This is a genomic window from Paenibacillus sp. NPDC057886 (assembly GCF_042796655.1).
Lineage (GTDB): Bacteria > Bacillota > Bacilli > Paenibacillales > Paenibacillaceae > Paenibacillus.
In genome coordinates this window covers 558,247-573,481 of record NZ_JBHVMZ010000005.1, presented here as the reverse complement: position 1 = coordinate 573,481, position 15,235 = coordinate 558,247, and the positions used below count along the sequence as shown (strand labels likewise).

Sequence of the window (15,235 nt, the reverse complement as noted above, 5' to 3'; positions counted from 1 at the left end):
AAAAATGAACCCAATATTAGAACACATGTCAGGCCTTCATACGCTGACTGATGACGTGATCGCAATGGATTTGTTGATAAACGCCAAGAGCGGAGTCAGAAATTACGCCATGGCTGTGACCGAATGTGCCACCCCCGAAACCAAGCAAATTTTGATGAAACAGCTCGATGAAGCCATAGACTCTCATGAAAAGATATCAAATTACATGGTGCAGCATGGCTTATACCATCCCTACCATATTCCAGAGCAAATTCAGCTCGATCTGAAAAACATTCAAACTGCTATCAACATTCCGTCCTGACACCGTTTTTCATCCCGGCAAAAGGCTTAAAACGACGATGGTCAGGTCCGTTTTTGATTTTAGCCGGTGACTTCAGAGAACAAAATGTTCCTGTGTCAAGAATCCAACAATGAAATAAGGGCGTATACACTCCGCTCTTATTTCGGTTGCGTCACGAAGCACACTTAAACAAACGTTCCTTTTCTTTCGTTTGTTTTGCTTTGATGTTCATTGCGATGCACTCTGTGGATGCCGATACCCTTTTCTCTATTTATTTGTTAATAGTCAAATTTCTCAGATGAGGTTTTATTTGCTATTTTAGCAAATGCTCGATCCCCCGGTATTCTGTTAGAGTTAATTAAATTATTCTGCCCGTTAGTTTAATGAATTAACGGAAAAATAATGTTTAGATATCCATCTAATCGGCAATCGGACTATGTTCTTGTCCTCAACAGCTAGTCACAGTACCACTATTTCACTTTCTTATTAACTATCTGCCCGTGTTTATCTCTTATCGAGTCATTTGTTCCATAAGAAATGTGAAAACTGTCCTGCATTATGCTGCCTATTGAGGTTTTACCTAAATTGCTTTTTATTTAGATATACATCTAATCGGTAATCGGACGATGTTCTTGTCTATTCCGGCAATCGGTACAAGTTCTTGTCCTTGGCTTGGGACAAGAACTTGTACCGATAACATAAAAAAGCTGCTAAAATAGCGACTTCAATGGGAATATGTTCTTGTCCCTCGACAGCTGATGCTCTCCGCTGTCGTTGTACATTGACATAAAGTTTCCCTACTAAAATGACACAAAATACCCTTCTTTCATGGAATTATGCCCTTTTATTTTCAACATCATCCATCATTCGTTAAGTAGCCAAATCTAAGTGTGTAACTTATGGTACACCATTGTTCCTATCTGACCAGTTTCGTTTTTCATCTGCATTCATCACCATTTACGATGCAGCCCAGGCCGTTCATTACATAGAGACGAACAATGTCTACAAGCTCATCGGTTCGATCCTTTTCCTCGACATTTAACCAATAATGCGCAGCGCCATAGATCGCTGAACCTGTCATGGCCGCCGCAATTTTTATATGATGCTTGTCCGCCCCATGGTGGGTATCCCCTTTCAAAAAAATGCTTTCTATAGTTTGCTGCAGCATTTTCTTTATTTTTTCATCGACAAGCTTAGCCATTGAATTGGAATTTATTCTGCAGATCCGATAAAAATCTACGATGTATTGGTGCGTCAGCAAGATCAACTGGTCACATATTTCATCCGTAAACTCCTGTGCATTCGCCACATGCTCAGGAATCATCTCATGAAAAGCCTGTTCTGTGACTTCGTCAAGTAAAGCATATTTGTCTTCAAAATGGGCATAAAAGGTGGCGCGGTTAATGGTTGCTTCCTGTGCGATATCTTTGATCGTGATTGCATCAAATCCCCTTCTCCGCAACAAATGTCTGAACGCAGTTCTAATTAACTGTCGAGTACGCAACACCCTCGGATCTTCCTGATTTACCATTACTATACCTCCTTGTTAAACATCAATTATCACAATGTGTTGTCTATGCAACTTTCCACTAACTCTGCCGGTTGAAATCATAAGCATGCGATATTATCATCTTATCAAACAGGTGTTGCTTAAACAATCTGTGAATAATTCTTTGAAAGGAAGGATCATATTGAGCACCAGACCACATAGACTTTTGATATTTGGCGCCGGCGTGATTGGCAGTGTATATGCACTCCGATTCGCACAGTCGGGACTAGACGTCACTATACTTGCACGAGGAAAGAGACTGGAGGCACTGAAAAGGGACGGACTGAAATACAACGATAATGGAACGATAAAGCAAATATCGATCAATTCGATAGAAAAGCTTGATAACGACGACATTTATGATTTCATTTTGGTCCCAGTCCGATATGATCAGGTCGAATCTGCCCTGTCTGCGATCAAGCATAATCGGAGCAAGACCATCGTCACCTTGACCAACACCATTGGATATGATTCTTGGCTTGAAATCGTGGGAGATCGCTTACTTCCGGGCTTCCCTGGTGCCGGTGGAGACATCAAAGAAGATGTTCTATACGCCCAATTCGGTTCTGAAAAACATCAAGGAACCATTTTTGGTGAAATAAATGGACTGATGACCGAGAGAGTGAAAGAGCTTGCCCAAATATTTGAGTCGGTGGATTTGCATGTTGAAATCCAAAAAGACATTCAAGCATTCCATATTTCGCATACTGCACTGGCGATCGTCAACAAGCATTTCTATACGAATGACGGAATGGTGGATATAGATAGAGCAAGAAGTGTAAGCACTCTAAGCAAGATCGCCGCAGATATTAAACAAAACATTCATCTGGTAGAGCAAGCCGGAATTCCGGTAATCCCACCCGAAACGAAGGAAATGGGAAAATTGACTGACAACGATATTATTTCCCGTTACCGCCAGATGCTCAGCAATGACTTCATAATTGATGTAAAGCTTGGGAACCACGCCATCAGCCAAAAAGCGGAAATAATGTTATTAGACGAGATGTTTCATAAAATGATATCCTCCCGGCGATGATATCTCATAGGCCTCGTGTTAAATCGCTCTGTAAAAAAAGAAAGGCTCGCACAGGCAGGGTATTATTACTTCCCTGCCCAATACGAGCGTCTACATCAAATTGCACTTAAACGGTTGATCCGGGTGTGTACTTTTAGCAATCGAATCATTTCATGTAGCGATATTCTAGTAGATCCTTCAAATTTGAGATTTTCTGCAGGAGCTTCTCCCCGACATTGGTTTCCCTCACCAGCTTCCGCGCCAGTTCTTTGTCCACCAATCTTTTTACAGATAACACGTCCGTTCCGTTACATAACACATCTTCTTTTGAATTAAATTTCTTATGGGCGACGAGCTGCATGCCAAAGGAATTGTACAACAAGGTATATCCGGCAATGCCCGTTGTGGATTGATAGGCTTTGGAAAAACCGCCGTCAATCACGATCATTTTTCCGTTTGCTTTAACAGGGTTCTCTCCACGAATTTCTTTGACTGGCGTGTGGCCGTTAATGACATGTCCATGATCCGGATTCAAATCAAACTCCAGCAAGATTTTTCGACAGATCTCTTCATTTTCACGTAAATGGTAGTAAGGATTCTTTCTCTCCTTATGTGCTTCTTTATTTTGGATAAAATACCGTTCAAAAGTGGTCATTTCTCTCTTTCCAAAGAGCGAGGAACATTCCCCTGTCCAGATGTACCATACCATATCCGTCGCCAGATCATCTGTCTCTTCCGGATGCGCAAAGGCGTAACGTAAATAATCTTCAAAAACATCAAGCAATTGCCGGCCCGCATATGTCTTGTCTTCAATCTGCATTTCTTCCATATTTCCTTCTTCATCCAAAGGAATACAGCCGTGGATTAACAAATTCCCGTTGTATTTTAAATAAAGGCTACCCTTTTTCATGAGAAAATTCATATGTCTGGCCAGCTTTTCGGAATGCTGAACGGAGAACAGCAGCTTTTCCATCACCTGACGTTCTTCCTCCAGCAATTGTTCAGGCTTCTGCGGATTTACGGTTGCGAAACAGGTGTTTTCCAGCAGGTACGTTTTACCGCAGATTTTGATTTCATTTTTGTCGTAATCAATCTGCTCCAGCAAAAGTCTTTCAGACATATTAAAGTATGGGCGTCTTTTGATAATCGGGATTTCAAGTTTAAACTGGATCATGGCAATGGCTTGGTGAATTTTGGTGATCTGCAGAATTTCCTGCTCCGATACGCTATGGCCAGCCTGTAGCTTAGGTCTGAAGGGCGGATTGTCTTCATAGTATTTCTCCGCCAAGTTTAGCAGTGGGCGAAGATTGATTCCGTATACATCTTCGATGATGTCCAGATTGTCATATCTGGCGCAGATCCGGATAATATTCGCAAGGCAGACGAGAGAACCCGCGTAGGCACCGATCCAGAGGACATCATGGTTCCCCCACTGAATGTCTACAGAATGGTAGTTGATTAGCGTATCCATAATTTTATCGGGGTCCGGCCCCCGGTCATAGATATCTCCAACCACGTGAAGATGGTCAACCACCAGACGCTGAGTCGTATAAGCAAGGCCGATAATGAGCTTGTCCGCCTGGCCCAAGGATATAATTTGCCGATATATTTCCTCGTAATAAGGATCCTTATTGTTGGTCGAATCCGTCTTGTATAGAAGCTCTTCTACAATATATACATACTGCTCGGGCAGAGCTTTACGCAATTTCGAGCGCGTATACTTGGAAGAGGCATAAGAAATAAGCTTAAGCATGTGTTCAATCGTTTGTCTATACCACTGGTTCAAAGCTTGCTTATTACACAGGTCCCCTTTAACCAGCTGTATTTTTTCTTCCGGATAATAAACCAACGCCGCAAATTCATTGATTTCTTGATCTGTCCAAACCTCACGGAATAATTCTTTGATTTTCTCTTTGACGGTACCTGAACCGTTTCTTAGTACATGCTGAAAAGCCTGGTACTCCCCATGCAAATCACTGACAAAATGCTCGGTTCCCTTCGGGAGATTGGAGATCGCTTCAAGGTTGATGATCTCTGTTATGATTTTTTCTTCCGTATCATATTTCTCGGCCAATAAATCTAGAAACTGCTCATCCAAAACAGATGTCCCCCTTCAAGGAAGTATGGTGATGTTAGCCGGGTCCAAAAGCTTTATACCTACAATAAAATTCCGCTCTATAAATGTTTTTTGTATAAACGTAATGCTTTCGGAATGCCATCCGCACAGGTCATTAAATCTCGAAGATATCGCTCCATATGTGGCATTGATTTTATAGGAAATTTCCAAGGACAATCCTTTGGAACAATAGCTAAAAAGAAAAACATTAGGTTTTTGGTAACTCTTTACCTGTATGGTTAACAATAAAAATAAAATTATTTAAATGGTGATTATCAGCATTGCCTTCCCCCATCATACTCCAGTTTCTCATATATGAACAAATTTCATTAAAGGGATGTTCTATCGGCACCCGCCCGCACTCGCCCGCACTCGCCTGCGTTCGTGTGCCTATAATAATAGCCGATTTAGGATCATCGTCTTATTTTTTTGTTCGCACACGTTCGTACACGTTCGCAGAGATTGTGATTTTTTTTGTGATTTTTGTTGATGTCTTGTCTTCTGTGAAGCAAACCAGTACTTCGCCTTTGTCTAATATTGAATTATATCAAATAGCCCGCCAACCTTCTAGGGCGCTATTATGGGGAGGAGCACCATTAATGAGTATGAATATTTTTGCACCAAAAGGATCAAAGGTTCGTTTTTGTCGTCGAGGTGGATGGGATGGAGAGTATGAGCAAGCTGCACAAATTTTAAAGCATGGAGAAGTTTATAAGACCAGAAGGATTAACGTATATCAATCATCATCAGAGGTGTTTCTGGAGGGATTCAAACAAGGATTTAATAGTGTGTTTTTCGAAAACGTATATGAGGTTGAGGACGGTATTGATTATGGCCGCATAAGAGAACTTACGAATGTACTATTCACTGAATTTGTTAAGGATCGTATGAAAGACGCTTTAACCTGGCGAGAGTTAGAACATTGCTTTATATCGGTAGACGACTTTGATTGTGATCCAAACGATCCATATGCAGACGAACCGGATGCTCCTGTAATTGTAGTCGATGTTAAGGTTCGGGGAGCACTCTATACTTTCTGGTACAACACTGGTTCAAGAGAGTATAATCATTCGATTCTTGGTGAAGATGTCGTGAACAGATATCTTGCAATCACCAAAAGACATCGACCCGAGCTTCCCGGTGTTTATGTCTATCATCCTACAGAAGAAGATTAAAATTCATAAGGAAAAGACCGGCTCATTAATCCGATCTCTTCTTAATATTTTTTATAATTAAAATAGATACATATATAACTAAAATCACAAACGTAACCAGCATAATTATCGGTCTAAATATATTTACTGAATCTATCGCGTTTATGCAAATAATAGCAGTAATCAGTAATGCAATGTTCTGTATATGGTGTTTTGTTGCTTCTTTTCTTATCAAGCGGTAGCTCACTAATATCACAATGTAAATATATAAACCTAAGCCTACAAATACTGTCCAGTTTATAAGATCACCCCTTGTAATATTTGTGCTATTCATAACATTAACTTCATAAATAAAATAAAGGAACCTCATTACCAAAATAAAATGGAATAGTAGGTTCCTTTAATTTGTTTAATTTGCAAAAAAGGTATGAAGCAAATCTAATGATCCTGAGTTATTTACATATATTAGTTACATATGCGAGACAGCATAATAGGCCTCTCCAACATCATCTTGAAGATCACTAAAAGTATTATAAAGATCTATTGCAATAAATGCAAGCGCTCCTCCAAGAGGTATAGCTGCAATTACTGTACTCAGAGAGAAGAATGTCACAGCAGCTTCGAACGCAAAAGCTGCCGCCTTTACATAGGTGTCACGATAATTAGTTTCAACGGAATCCATAGCTGCTTTAGCTTCATAGAAATAATTATTGCTTTTCGTTATGCTGGTTCTGGAAGCATTACTTCCAGTAGGACCAACATATACCCCACCATCAAATTTAAAAGATACACCACTATATGTACCAAAGGTATATCTAGTTCTATCACTGTTGCTATAATAATGCGAAATTGTAGGAGCACCACCGGCATCGGAAGAGTTTATTGAGAATGAAGGAGTACCACTCGCATTGGAGGAGCCTATTGAGAGTGTAGGGAAGTCATTTTCTGTGATCACTTCACCATTTACTACTAATTCATTTTCTTCATTAACAGAAAAGGTTGTAACTTCGGTTGAATCTGCGAATTTTTCTGCATATGCAGGAATAGCTGCATATTCTTCTGCTAGTTCGTAATCCTTAATCTCAGTAGAGATATAAGAAGGTTCACCGTTTTTGTCAACTACTTGTTCTATAGTTGTGGTTTTGTTCAAACTACCAAGGAATTCACCATCAACAGTATACAAATCTTTGCTGATAGAAGTAGTTTGTTTAATTGGAACATTAGCACTTTTTTCTGGCGAAGCATAGGCAGAAGCACCTCCAGAAATAATAAGTGCCGAAACTAGTAAAGAAGACAACATTTTTTAAACATAGAAAAATCCTCCTTTAAAGTATGTAATTTCATATTTATTATATATTGACATATTCAGGAAAACAACAAAAATTTTGTTTTTGATTTCAAGAAAATTGAAATTACAGGAGGTTAAAACAGTTCTAATTAAAAATGATGTTCCGTATCAATAAGAAGGTCCTCCGGTCATAAAGACCAAGGCACTTCTTTTTTATATGCTTGCTTTAATAATCTCTTCTATCTTAGGCCAACTGTAATCCTCTGCTCCCCGGACAAGTTTAATTCTCCTATTCGGCTTATCAATAGCTGTAACTACTCCCCGCAGCACCTCATCATCGAACGGGTTAAATACGGTCAGAGTGACGGTCGTATGTTCATGGAACGATTCCATTAAAACATCTTCAATTAATTGCAATTCTTGCTCGTCCAGGACAGGTTTCCCTCGTCTCTCCTGTTCACTCATAGCCTTTACGTACGCTTCACGATGTTCCGGAAGGATAATCCGAGATCCCTCGTATACACCGTTCGCCGTCAATTTGCTAGCCATAGTTAACGCCCCCTTAATATTGAGTCCAATAGTCCATGTTATTATTATTAGATGGTATTGGTCTATGATCGACTTTAGGCCGTTCCCCTTCGCGCTCCCAACCTTCCAAAATTACAATATTGCTGGTGTCTGACTTATCATCCCAATGTATGTACTTGGCAGTTATTAGCACGTTAAGAGCAGCCATGACAACCTTCTCGCCATTACCTGTTTTAATCGTTAACTCGTGAATCGTTGGAAACCGCCGCCGTCCGCTATTGTAGTTGTACAAGATCCTCAGTACCTTCCGTTCATAATCCGTCAACATGTTTAAGCCCCTTGTGCTGTCGTCCTGATCGGATAGCATGCCAGTAAACCGGATTCCTTAAATGTCCGCGGCTGCCCCGACAATAGATCATCAGCTTTAATCATTCCTGACCGTATGCTCTTGACCTGGATACGGCGTTTCGTGATTTTTCCGCTTTGGTCCTCGTAAATGATCTCCACTAACCAACCCAAGTATTTCACTGGCATGTTCATCCCTCCAATAATAAGAACGTATGTTTTCTTTTTTTTATTATTATATGCGAATATACGTTCGTTATTCAATAACTAAAAAAAGGAACAACAGGATTACCCCTGCTGCTCCTTTTCGTAATTAATCAATTGAGATATATCGTTAAGTTCTAATGCTTCCATTATCTTGTTCAGGTTGTCAGGCGACCAAGCCTTGGACTTGTTCTCGGCCATATCAGCAATCGTATTCCAACGAATGCCCGTCATTTTACTCAGTTGCCGTGTATTCAAGCCACGTTCGTCAATAAGTTCAGCCAGCTTCAACTTCAACATTTATAGTCTCACCTCAAATTAATTATATAATATTGCGATGCATAATTCAACTATATTCGTTGACATTCAACGATATTCGTTGTATAATTATATATATAAGGAGGAGGTGAACAACAGCAATGAAAACATTAGATTGGGTCTTGCTCCTAACAGCGATCGCAAACATGACGACGGCCATCGTCAATATGCTAAGTACCGCCGCTAAGAGCAAGAAAAAGAAAAAAGGAACCAAACGCCGCGGACCACGCAAACGTTAAAAGTTCCCGAGTAGGCGGCTAACACAGCGCCTGCTCATCCCAATCTTAACACAGATGTAAAATAAAATGAAACTGGAGGTATGCAAAATGGATATCGCAATCTGGATTATTTCCATAGGTGGATTCGTTATCTCAGTAGCTGCTTTAATACTGTCGATCAAAAACTTCAAAAAGTAATAGAAGGGTTGGGATTGGGGATGCAAATACCTTGGAAGTACAACAGCGCAGGAGACATCACATACATTTATGTGAGTGGGGCAGAAAAATATTATCAAGCGGTCCGGATTGTCAAACGATGGCTGGGCCGCAAAGCTGCAGCTGAGCTGCGGACTAACAAACACCGGACACGTTGCTTGATAAAAATATATATGTAAACAAAAAAGGGCACTGCAAGCGTTATGCCAGCAGTGCCCTTTTACCGATTCAATTTTGTTGTTTTAACAAATGTTCACATAGATTAACATACATCTCTTGCATCTGAAGAGATTTCAAAAGATATGATGGGTTAACATCTGTTGGCGCTATCAACTTCACGATAGATACGAACTCTTCATATGTTGGTGGGGAATCACTAAATAGAAAATCGTCAGGAACCGAAAAGAACTTATTACGTTCCTTTATATCTTCCAACTTCTCCCTGTGAAAGAGCTCCATTTGTTCGTCTCTTGCATTAGTTTGTTCTTTTAGCCTGCGGTTAAATATGTATAACACATCGGTCAAAGAACGAGTTTGCTTTTCATTAAAATCGTGATCAAGTAGGAACATGAAATATGGATGTTCATCCGAGGCAACCACCGTTCTAATGAGCTTGATTTGATATTTCAAAAGCTCAAGCTGTTCATCTACATTCATTCCATTCCCACCTTGTAAATTATTTAAAATGCAATAAACATAATAGCTTTAGCTATTACTGTCGCTGCACCTTGTGGAATACTGCATTCGAATATTAAAAATCCAATTAAGTTTTTCTCTACTACCAGTTAAGTCTCTTCTATAAAGTTCGCGATAGATAAACGATTTTCTTTCACATAATCAGCATACTCTTTTTTACCTAGATATTCCAACAAATCTTCGAGCAGTTCCCCTCCATGCTTTAGAGCAAATACAAAGGCTGATTTTTTGAATCCCATTGTCGTAACAGTGCCATCATCAACTTCAACTGGTTGTGGAGTAACAACTGGCGTTTCAATCTTTGCTCTGTCAACAGGATTCGGCGTGCTAGCAAATGCGGAGATTGGAGCAATAACAAATGATAGAGCGAGTACGGAAGTCGACATAGCTAATACCAGTTTCTTTTTCATAGACACAATCATTCCAATACCTCCAAATATTTGTATTTATGTTACTAGATCATAGTATTATATTTCCAATGTCGAAGTAAGGGGAAATGTGTAAAATATTTGTTAAATAAAAAAAGGACTCCACTAGCGTTAAGCCAGTGGAGCCTCTTTAACCGATGCTATCGGATTTACGGACATATTACCATATTCATCCTTCCGCTTCAATCTTCTTAAGTCGATCGTCCAGATCTGACACATTGCCATTAGTCGTAGCAATCAAGGCCAGGAAATTTTTCCGTAGCCGATTAACCACGATTCCAGCTTCCTCGCGAGTAATAGTTGCCCCCGGACGTGTCCCGTCAAAAATACCCATTGGCTGTAACCTCTGCCCATGCCGCTTCTGCCCATTTACTAGGTACATTGGTATCTCTTGCTTGTGTCACTGGTTTGTCCTCCTTATCAGGCTTCAAGCCGTAATAGTTGATAAGATACTGTGTCGGCTCAACCACTCCCGCTTCTGTGGCAGTGTAACCATATTGCGGACTGGCTGCCTTACGCACCTCATAGTGCAAATGCGCTCCACTACTGATGCCGGTACTGCCCTGCTTTCCGATCAACTGCCCCCGTTTAACTTGTTGGCCAACTTTTACGCCTGCAGCTGATAGATGAGCGTATACGTGCAAATAACCTTTATCATCTTTAATAGCCACTACGATTCCATAATTTCCGAAGCCGGATCCGGACACACCCAATTTGGCATGTAGCACTTCACCACCTACAGGGTCCTTTTGCATGTGTTCTCCTCCGTTACAGTACCTTTTTTTAGAGTATACCACATGATTGTGCCTACTTCACAAATAGTATATATGCGATATGATTTATTCAGAAAGTGTATTTAATTTAATTACAGAAGGGAAGTTTTAAACCATGTCAACCATACTATACATCACTGCACATCCTCTTGATCCTCAGTCATCTTATAGCCTCGCAATTGGAAATGAATTTATTGAAGCATACCGTGAGGCAAATCCAACAGATGAAGTTGTTTATTTAGACCTGTACCAAGAGAACATTCCGCAAATCGATGCTGATGTCTTACGCGGATGGGGAAAGATGCGATCAGGTTCGTCTTTCGATCAACTGACTGATGCTGAGAAATCAAAAATAGCTCGTCATGAAGCAATTATTGACCAATTCGTGGCTGCCGATAAGTATGTGTACGTCTCACCTATGTGGAATTTCTCGATCCCACCGGTTCTGAAAGCATACACGGATGTGACATCAATTCCGGGTAAGACCTTCAAATATACCAAGAATGGCCCTGTGGGTCTGTTGTCCGGCAAAAAAGCATTACACATTCAAGCTTCCGGATCCGTTTATTCGGAAGGTCCACTTGCTCCGATTGAAATGGGATTCAGCTATCTAAAAAAGATATTACACTTCTATGGAATTCAATCTATTGAGGCAATTTTTGTGGAGGGAACGGCATCATTAGAGCAAGCACCAATTATTAAGGAAAAAGCAATTGCAAAAGCAAAGGAAGTTGCCAAACATTTCTGATCGTTCACCCAGTTTTAGAAGTGTTCTCCACGTTAATTAAACAAAAGCAGCCGATCATGTGAAGTGACCCCTTAAAGTTAGACCAATATTATTATGCAACTTGTTTGGCATGAGCTCGGTATTGTACCGGGCTCATGCCTTTTAATTTTGACTTAATGCGTTTGTGATTGTAGTAATCCATGTACCGTGCTAGTTCTTGCTTGAAGTGATCCACACTTTCAAACTCATGAAGATAAAGAAACTCTGACTTCATAATGCCAAAGACGCAGGACTTCATGATTAATTCCTAAGGATTTCGCAATGGTTTTAATCCCTTCATTTCCTGATAAGTATTGATGAATAGCTTCTATCTTCAAGTCTAAATTAAATTTTGAAAAAAACTGCACCTCCAATTGCTGATGGTGTCTAACAATTGGGGTGCAGTTCATATGTATAACTGTCCCTTTTTTTCTTTCAATTCATAGTGAATATCGTAGGAAAGAGATTCTTCAGGGTAAGCATTAACCCCCTCTACTTGCTGATAGCCTTCAGGTATAAAGGAATCATACATCAACGGTTTGTCTATGATATATTCAGTATCGCCTGTAGATGGGTTAACCAAGGAAACGGAGCCATCCTGTTCCTGGCGATAATCCAGGTTTCCTAGGGTTAAGGCAAATGAGTAAATCACTGACTTTTTGCCGGTCGGCTTTTTACTGAGTTTGATCTCTTCTTTCAGTCTGTCATTTCCCAGGGTATAGATTAAATCAGTATCAGGATAAAGCCCTTTATATTTCATTACATTATCCGTAACAATTCCTGCAGCTTTTGTGCTAGATATGCTTTGCGTGGTTTTTACCGGATTTGATTCCGATACGGAGTTTAGGCCAATGGTGAATTTATCCTCATTGTAAGCCATTTGACTCGTCGTGTTTAAACGATTATCAATAGGCTTCCACTCTTGATTAGAGGAATCTTGATAGTGAATTGGAGTTTCAGAAATTTGAGTCGTGTACGTCCCGTTCTCATTTAAGAATGTCTTCGATTTCTCACTTCGAAGCGAATCAATCTCTTTGGGAGTGTTAGACGTCAACTTAGAGTCGTCGGAAATGTTGCTTTCTTGGAGCGTTGATCTTTCGGAGGGAGGGCTCCCCCAAGCAGTGGTGTTATTGAGCAATGATGTAGAAATTAAGGAAGCAGCAATCATTAAGCTGGGGACTATTCCAAAACTTGTGTTTCTTTTGCATGTTGTATCCCCTTGTCTATTTTTTTACAGCAAGAAGAGTTATACCATACTCATGGAAAATTTACTAAGAGGAAAAATTGCCAAATAATCGGTGAAGACTTGTCCGGTGACAAGATTAAACGAGCTGCACTGGAGATAGGAAAGCAAGGTCAGACTATATGCGAAACAACATATACTCCCCCAAATTTGTTTCAATATAATCCATGGCGCCTTTCATCCTCTCCAACCAATCCATCGTTCTCCCTCCCTTCGAGTTAAATACTATCGCAAACAAAAATGACTTGCCGTGCATTTCCTGCACGAAATTGTCAGTATCATTCGCGTCCTTTGAAGCCAGTTCTCAAAAAATCCGATGAATAATAATAAAATTAATCTTTAACTGCCAGTTAGTTGAACAAAAGCAGCCAATCACATTGATCTGCTACTTCTTTAAAATATTGAGCTATCGTTTCCCGTTAGTTCAATATCCTAGCATAAGTAGTCGTAAAAGATTAAACGAAAATTAACGTGAATAATCTAATGTCCTAATGATATTATTTCCTACCTCTAATGTACTTTTCATCAGCCTCATGCGTGCAGAATTGGTCAACGGGTTAGCGAGTTGCATTGGCAATATTTACTCATTAAACTGTGTTCTCATCTTTGTTAAAGTGGATAAGCATTATGAACATAAAGACGGGAGCTTTAATAGACATGAATGTTCTTACCAAATCCATCATTGGTCTGCTTTGCGCGACGACATTAGCGGGCACGTATTTCAGTTATACGGAGCATCAGAATAATCGACAATGGGAGCAGCAACAACAGCGCAATACGCAATACTGGTCGCATATGCAATCGATCTACTTGCGCAATTTCGACTATGCGCTTGCGGAGTCCCTTGCGGCACCTACGTTTGCAGATCGGCAAGCAGCACTTCAATCTGCGATTGAAAATGCCAATCTTATATTGCAATTTGTAAGGAGTGCATCCGCTACAACGAACTTTCAATCTTGGCCAGCGTACGAATCGTTTATCACGAACGGCAGCCGCTACTTAGCCTATCCCGCCAGCGAGAAGGAAATTTCGCTCAACCCGGATCAATTAGAACAAATTCAGCGTCTGAGAAAGTTCGCGAGTACCGCCCTACCGTATCTTGATCTGATGAGAGAGAAAGGTGATGGTACCTCTTTATCGGATATAGAACGGATCTCGACCGAAATGGAAGAGGCCTTGTCTCAACTCGACTCGGTCTCCACGTACGGCAATAAAGCCTTTAACGAGTTCCTGTACAATCAGAATCCTTATGCACCTCCAAAGCCAGGAACCGTTTTCGCCGGCGAAACCACTTATAAGGCTACGGAGCTTGCGGCCAAAGCGAAAATCTTCATGGGCGAAGCTTGGAATACAGGAGCAGGTAAGCAAATCGTCAACATGGTCTCCGGCGGGAGCAGCCCCCAATTAGGAGAAGTCATGGATTTCAAGTTATCGGACACCGCTGGAAAACCAACCAGCTCCTATATTGCAACACTGAGTAAAAGCGGACACGTGCTCCAAGTGACACGCGACGGCTCGATCTCCGAAGAAGGAGCTGTGGAGCAATCTATGGACTTAAAGCAGGCTATCGCGGTTGCGGACACCTGGATGGCGCGCTGGTCTGATGAACGTCTGACAATAGTAGCAAAAGAAATAAAAGATACCTCAATTTATCTCACGTATATCCCGGTTCGGGAACAAGTTTCCATTCCGCAGATGCAAGTCGTATGGCAATTTAATCGCCGTACCGGTGCGTTGAAAAGCTTTGATGCGTATAGATATTATTACAATTACAATAAAACCTTTCCACTTCACCCGAAACTAACAGCGGAGCAAGCCTCTGAGAAGCTCGGCTCAAAAGTAAACGTCTCGGGTAAGCCAAAGCTGGAGATCCAAAACAGCAAGCTTGTATACGCATTTTCCGTCACTGGGATCGAAGGCGTTTCTCACGTATACGTAAACGCCCTCACAGGCGCTGGCGAAGGCATCGATTACAACCTGTAACCACAACAAAACTAGGCAACCCCACGAACACTTTGCTGCGGGTAGCCTAGTTTTTTGCGTGCCGATGTAAGGCCACCACTTCCTTTTATTCATGCTTCTCCTAACTCGAATAATT

At 40.8% G+C, this 15,235-nt stretch carries 18 protein-coding genes and 1 pseudogene; 6 read left to right on the top strand and 13 right to left on the bottom strand.

All coding sequences use genetic code 11. The features are described 5' to 3' along the window. The first annotated feature begins 4 nt into the window (after positions 1-4). Positions 5-301, top strand: a complete 297-nt coding sequence (locus ACFVQB_RS19880; RefSeq protein WP_379442636.1) for a spore coat protein — start codon at positions 5-7, stop codon at positions 299-301. Positions 302-1,217: 916 nt separating this feature from the next. Here the strand turns inward: ACFVQB_RS19880 and ACFVQB_RS19875 are convergent. Next, entirely contained in the window at positions 1,218-1,811 is a 594-nt protein-coding gene (locus ACFVQB_RS19875) for a TetR family transcriptional regulator (RefSeq protein WP_379442633.1), read from the bottom strand. A gap of 160 nt (positions 1,812-1,971) precedes the next feature. On the opposite strand from ACFVQB_RS19875, the gene ACFVQB_RS19870 reads away from it, so the two are divergent. Then, positions 1,972-2,865, top strand: a complete 894-nt coding sequence (locus ACFVQB_RS19870; RefSeq protein ID WP_379442630.1) for a 2-dehydropantoate 2-reductase N-terminal domain-containing protein — start codon at positions 1,972-1,974, stop codon at positions 2,863-2,865. A gap of 145 nt (positions 2,866-3,010) precedes the next feature. Here the strand turns inward: ACFVQB_RS19870 and ACFVQB_RS19865 are convergent, their stop codons facing one another. Then, positions 3,011-4,942: a fructose-1,6-bisphosphatase gene (locus tag ACFVQB_RS19865; protein WP_379442628.1), complete on the bottom strand. Its 1,932-nt coding sequence runs from the start codon at positions 4,940-4,942 to the stop codon at positions 3,011-3,013. Positions 4,943-5,559: 617 nt separating this feature from the next. Between ACFVQB_RS19865 and ACFVQB_RS19860 the strand changes: the two genes are divergently transcribed. Further along, the gene (locus ACFVQB_RS19860) at positions 5,560-6,135 is read left to right on the top strand and encodes a hypothetical protein (protein ID WP_379442624.1); all 576 of its coding nucleotides are present in this window, start codon (positions 5,560-5,562) and stop codon (positions 6,133-6,135) included. Positions 6,136-6,583: 448 nt separating this feature from the next. On the opposite strand, the gene ACFVQB_RS19855 is transcribed toward ACFVQB_RS19860, so the two are convergent. The 4 genes from ACFVQB_RS19855 to ACFVQB_RS19840 all read right to left on the bottom strand — a co-directional run bounded on the left by ACFVQB_RS19855 (position 6,584) and on the right by ACFVQB_RS19840 (position 8,779). Continuing rightward, complete coding sequence (locus ACFVQB_RS19855; protein WP_379442620.1) at positions 6,584-7,414, bottom strand: hypothetical protein; 831 nt, start codon at positions 7,412-7,414, stop codon at positions 6,584-6,586. Between the two features lie 201 nt (positions 7,415-7,615). After that, a complete protein-coding gene (locus ACFVQB_RS19850) occupies positions 7,616-7,951 on the bottom strand; it encodes a YolD-like family protein (protein ID WP_379442616.1) in 336 nt (111 codons plus the stop codon). 309 nt (positions 7,952-8,260) lie between these two features. Next, positions 8,261-8,464, bottom strand: coding sequence for a hypothetical protein (locus tag ACFVQB_RS19845; protein WP_269054571.1), 204 nt, complete (start codon positions 8,462-8,464; stop codon positions 8,261-8,263). Positions 8,465-8,563: 99 nt separating this feature from the next. Then, entirely contained in the window at positions 8,564-8,779 is a 216-nt protein-coding gene (locus ACFVQB_RS19840; RefSeq protein WP_379442610.1) for a helix-turn-helix domain-containing protein, read from the bottom strand. Positions 8,780-8,898: 119 nt separating this feature from the next. Between ACFVQB_RS19840 and ACFVQB_RS19835 the strand changes: the two genes are divergently transcribed. After that, on the top strand, positions 8,899-9,036 hold the full coding sequence (locus ACFVQB_RS19835) for a hypothetical protein (protein WP_177031296.1): 138 nt from the start codon (positions 8,899-8,901) through the stop codon (positions 9,034-9,036). 423 nt (positions 9,037-9,459) lie between these two features. On the opposite strand, the gene ACFVQB_RS19830 is transcribed toward ACFVQB_RS19835, so the two are convergent. The 4 genes from ACFVQB_RS19830 to ACFVQB_RS19815 form a co-directional block, all read right to left on the bottom strand. Further along, positions 9,460-9,888 carry a hypothetical protein gene (locus tag ACFVQB_RS19830; protein WP_379442606.1) on the bottom strand — a complete coding sequence of 143 codons (429 nt, stop codon included), beginning with the start codon at positions 9,886-9,888 and terminating at the stop codon, positions 9,460-9,462. Between the two features lie 128 nt (positions 9,889-10,016). Further along, positions 10,017-10,349 (bottom strand): hypothetical protein, encoded by a 333-nt coding sequence (locus ACFVQB_RS19825; RefSeq protein WP_379442602.1) that lies wholly within the window; start codon positions 10,347-10,349, stop codon positions 10,017-10,019. A gap of 175 nt (positions 10,350-10,524) precedes the next feature. Further along, a complete protein-coding gene (locus tag ACFVQB_RS19820) occupies positions 10,525-10,689 on the bottom strand; it encodes a hypothetical protein (protein ID WP_379442598.1) in 165 nt (54 codons plus the stop codon). Beyond that, positions 10,676-11,110 carry a M23 family metallopeptidase gene (locus tag ACFVQB_RS19815; protein ID WP_379442594.1) on the bottom strand — a complete coding sequence of 145 codons (435 nt, stop codon included), beginning with the start codon at positions 11,108-11,110 and terminating at the stop codon, positions 10,676-10,678. The genes ACFVQB_RS19820 and ACFVQB_RS19815 overlap by 14 nt, the downstream gene beginning before the upstream one ends. 133 nt (positions 11,111-11,243) lie before the next feature. Here ACFVQB_RS19815 and ACFVQB_RS19810 point away from each other — a divergent pair, with 133 nt between their 5' ends. Further along, positions 11,244-11,876, top strand: a complete 633-nt coding sequence (locus ACFVQB_RS19810; protein WP_379442592.1) for an FMN-dependent NADH-azoreductase — start codon at positions 11,244-11,246, stop codon at positions 11,874-11,876. A gap of 91 nt (positions 11,877-11,967) precedes the next feature. Here the strand turns inward: ACFVQB_RS19810 and ACFVQB_RS19805 are convergent. The 3 genes and pseudogenes from ACFVQB_RS19805 to ACFVQB_RS19795 form a co-directional block, all read right to left on the bottom strand. Further along, a pseudogene (locus tag ACFVQB_RS19805) lies at positions 11,968-12,138 on the bottom strand (IS3 family transposase); the annotation flags it as partial. After that, complete coding sequence (locus tag ACFVQB_RS19800; protein WP_379442589.1) at positions 12,101-12,304, bottom strand: transposase; 204 nt, start codon at positions 12,302-12,304, stop codon at positions 12,101-12,103. The pseudogene ACFVQB_RS19805 and the gene ACFVQB_RS19800, both read right to left, overlap by 38 nt. Further along, entirely contained in the window at positions 12,301-13,062 is a 762-nt protein-coding gene (locus ACFVQB_RS19795; protein ID WP_379442586.1) for a hypothetical protein, read from the bottom strand. The genes ACFVQB_RS19800 and ACFVQB_RS19795 overlap by 4 nt, the downstream gene beginning before the upstream one ends. A 732-nt stretch (positions 13,063-13,794) precedes the next feature. Between ACFVQB_RS19795 and ACFVQB_RS19790 the strand changes: the two genes are divergently transcribed. Beyond that, a complete protein-coding gene (locus ACFVQB_RS19790; protein ID WP_379442583.1) occupies positions 13,795-15,120 on the top strand; it encodes a hypothetical protein in 1,326 nt (441 codons plus the stop codon). Positions 15,121-15,235 lie beyond the last annotated feature (115 nt).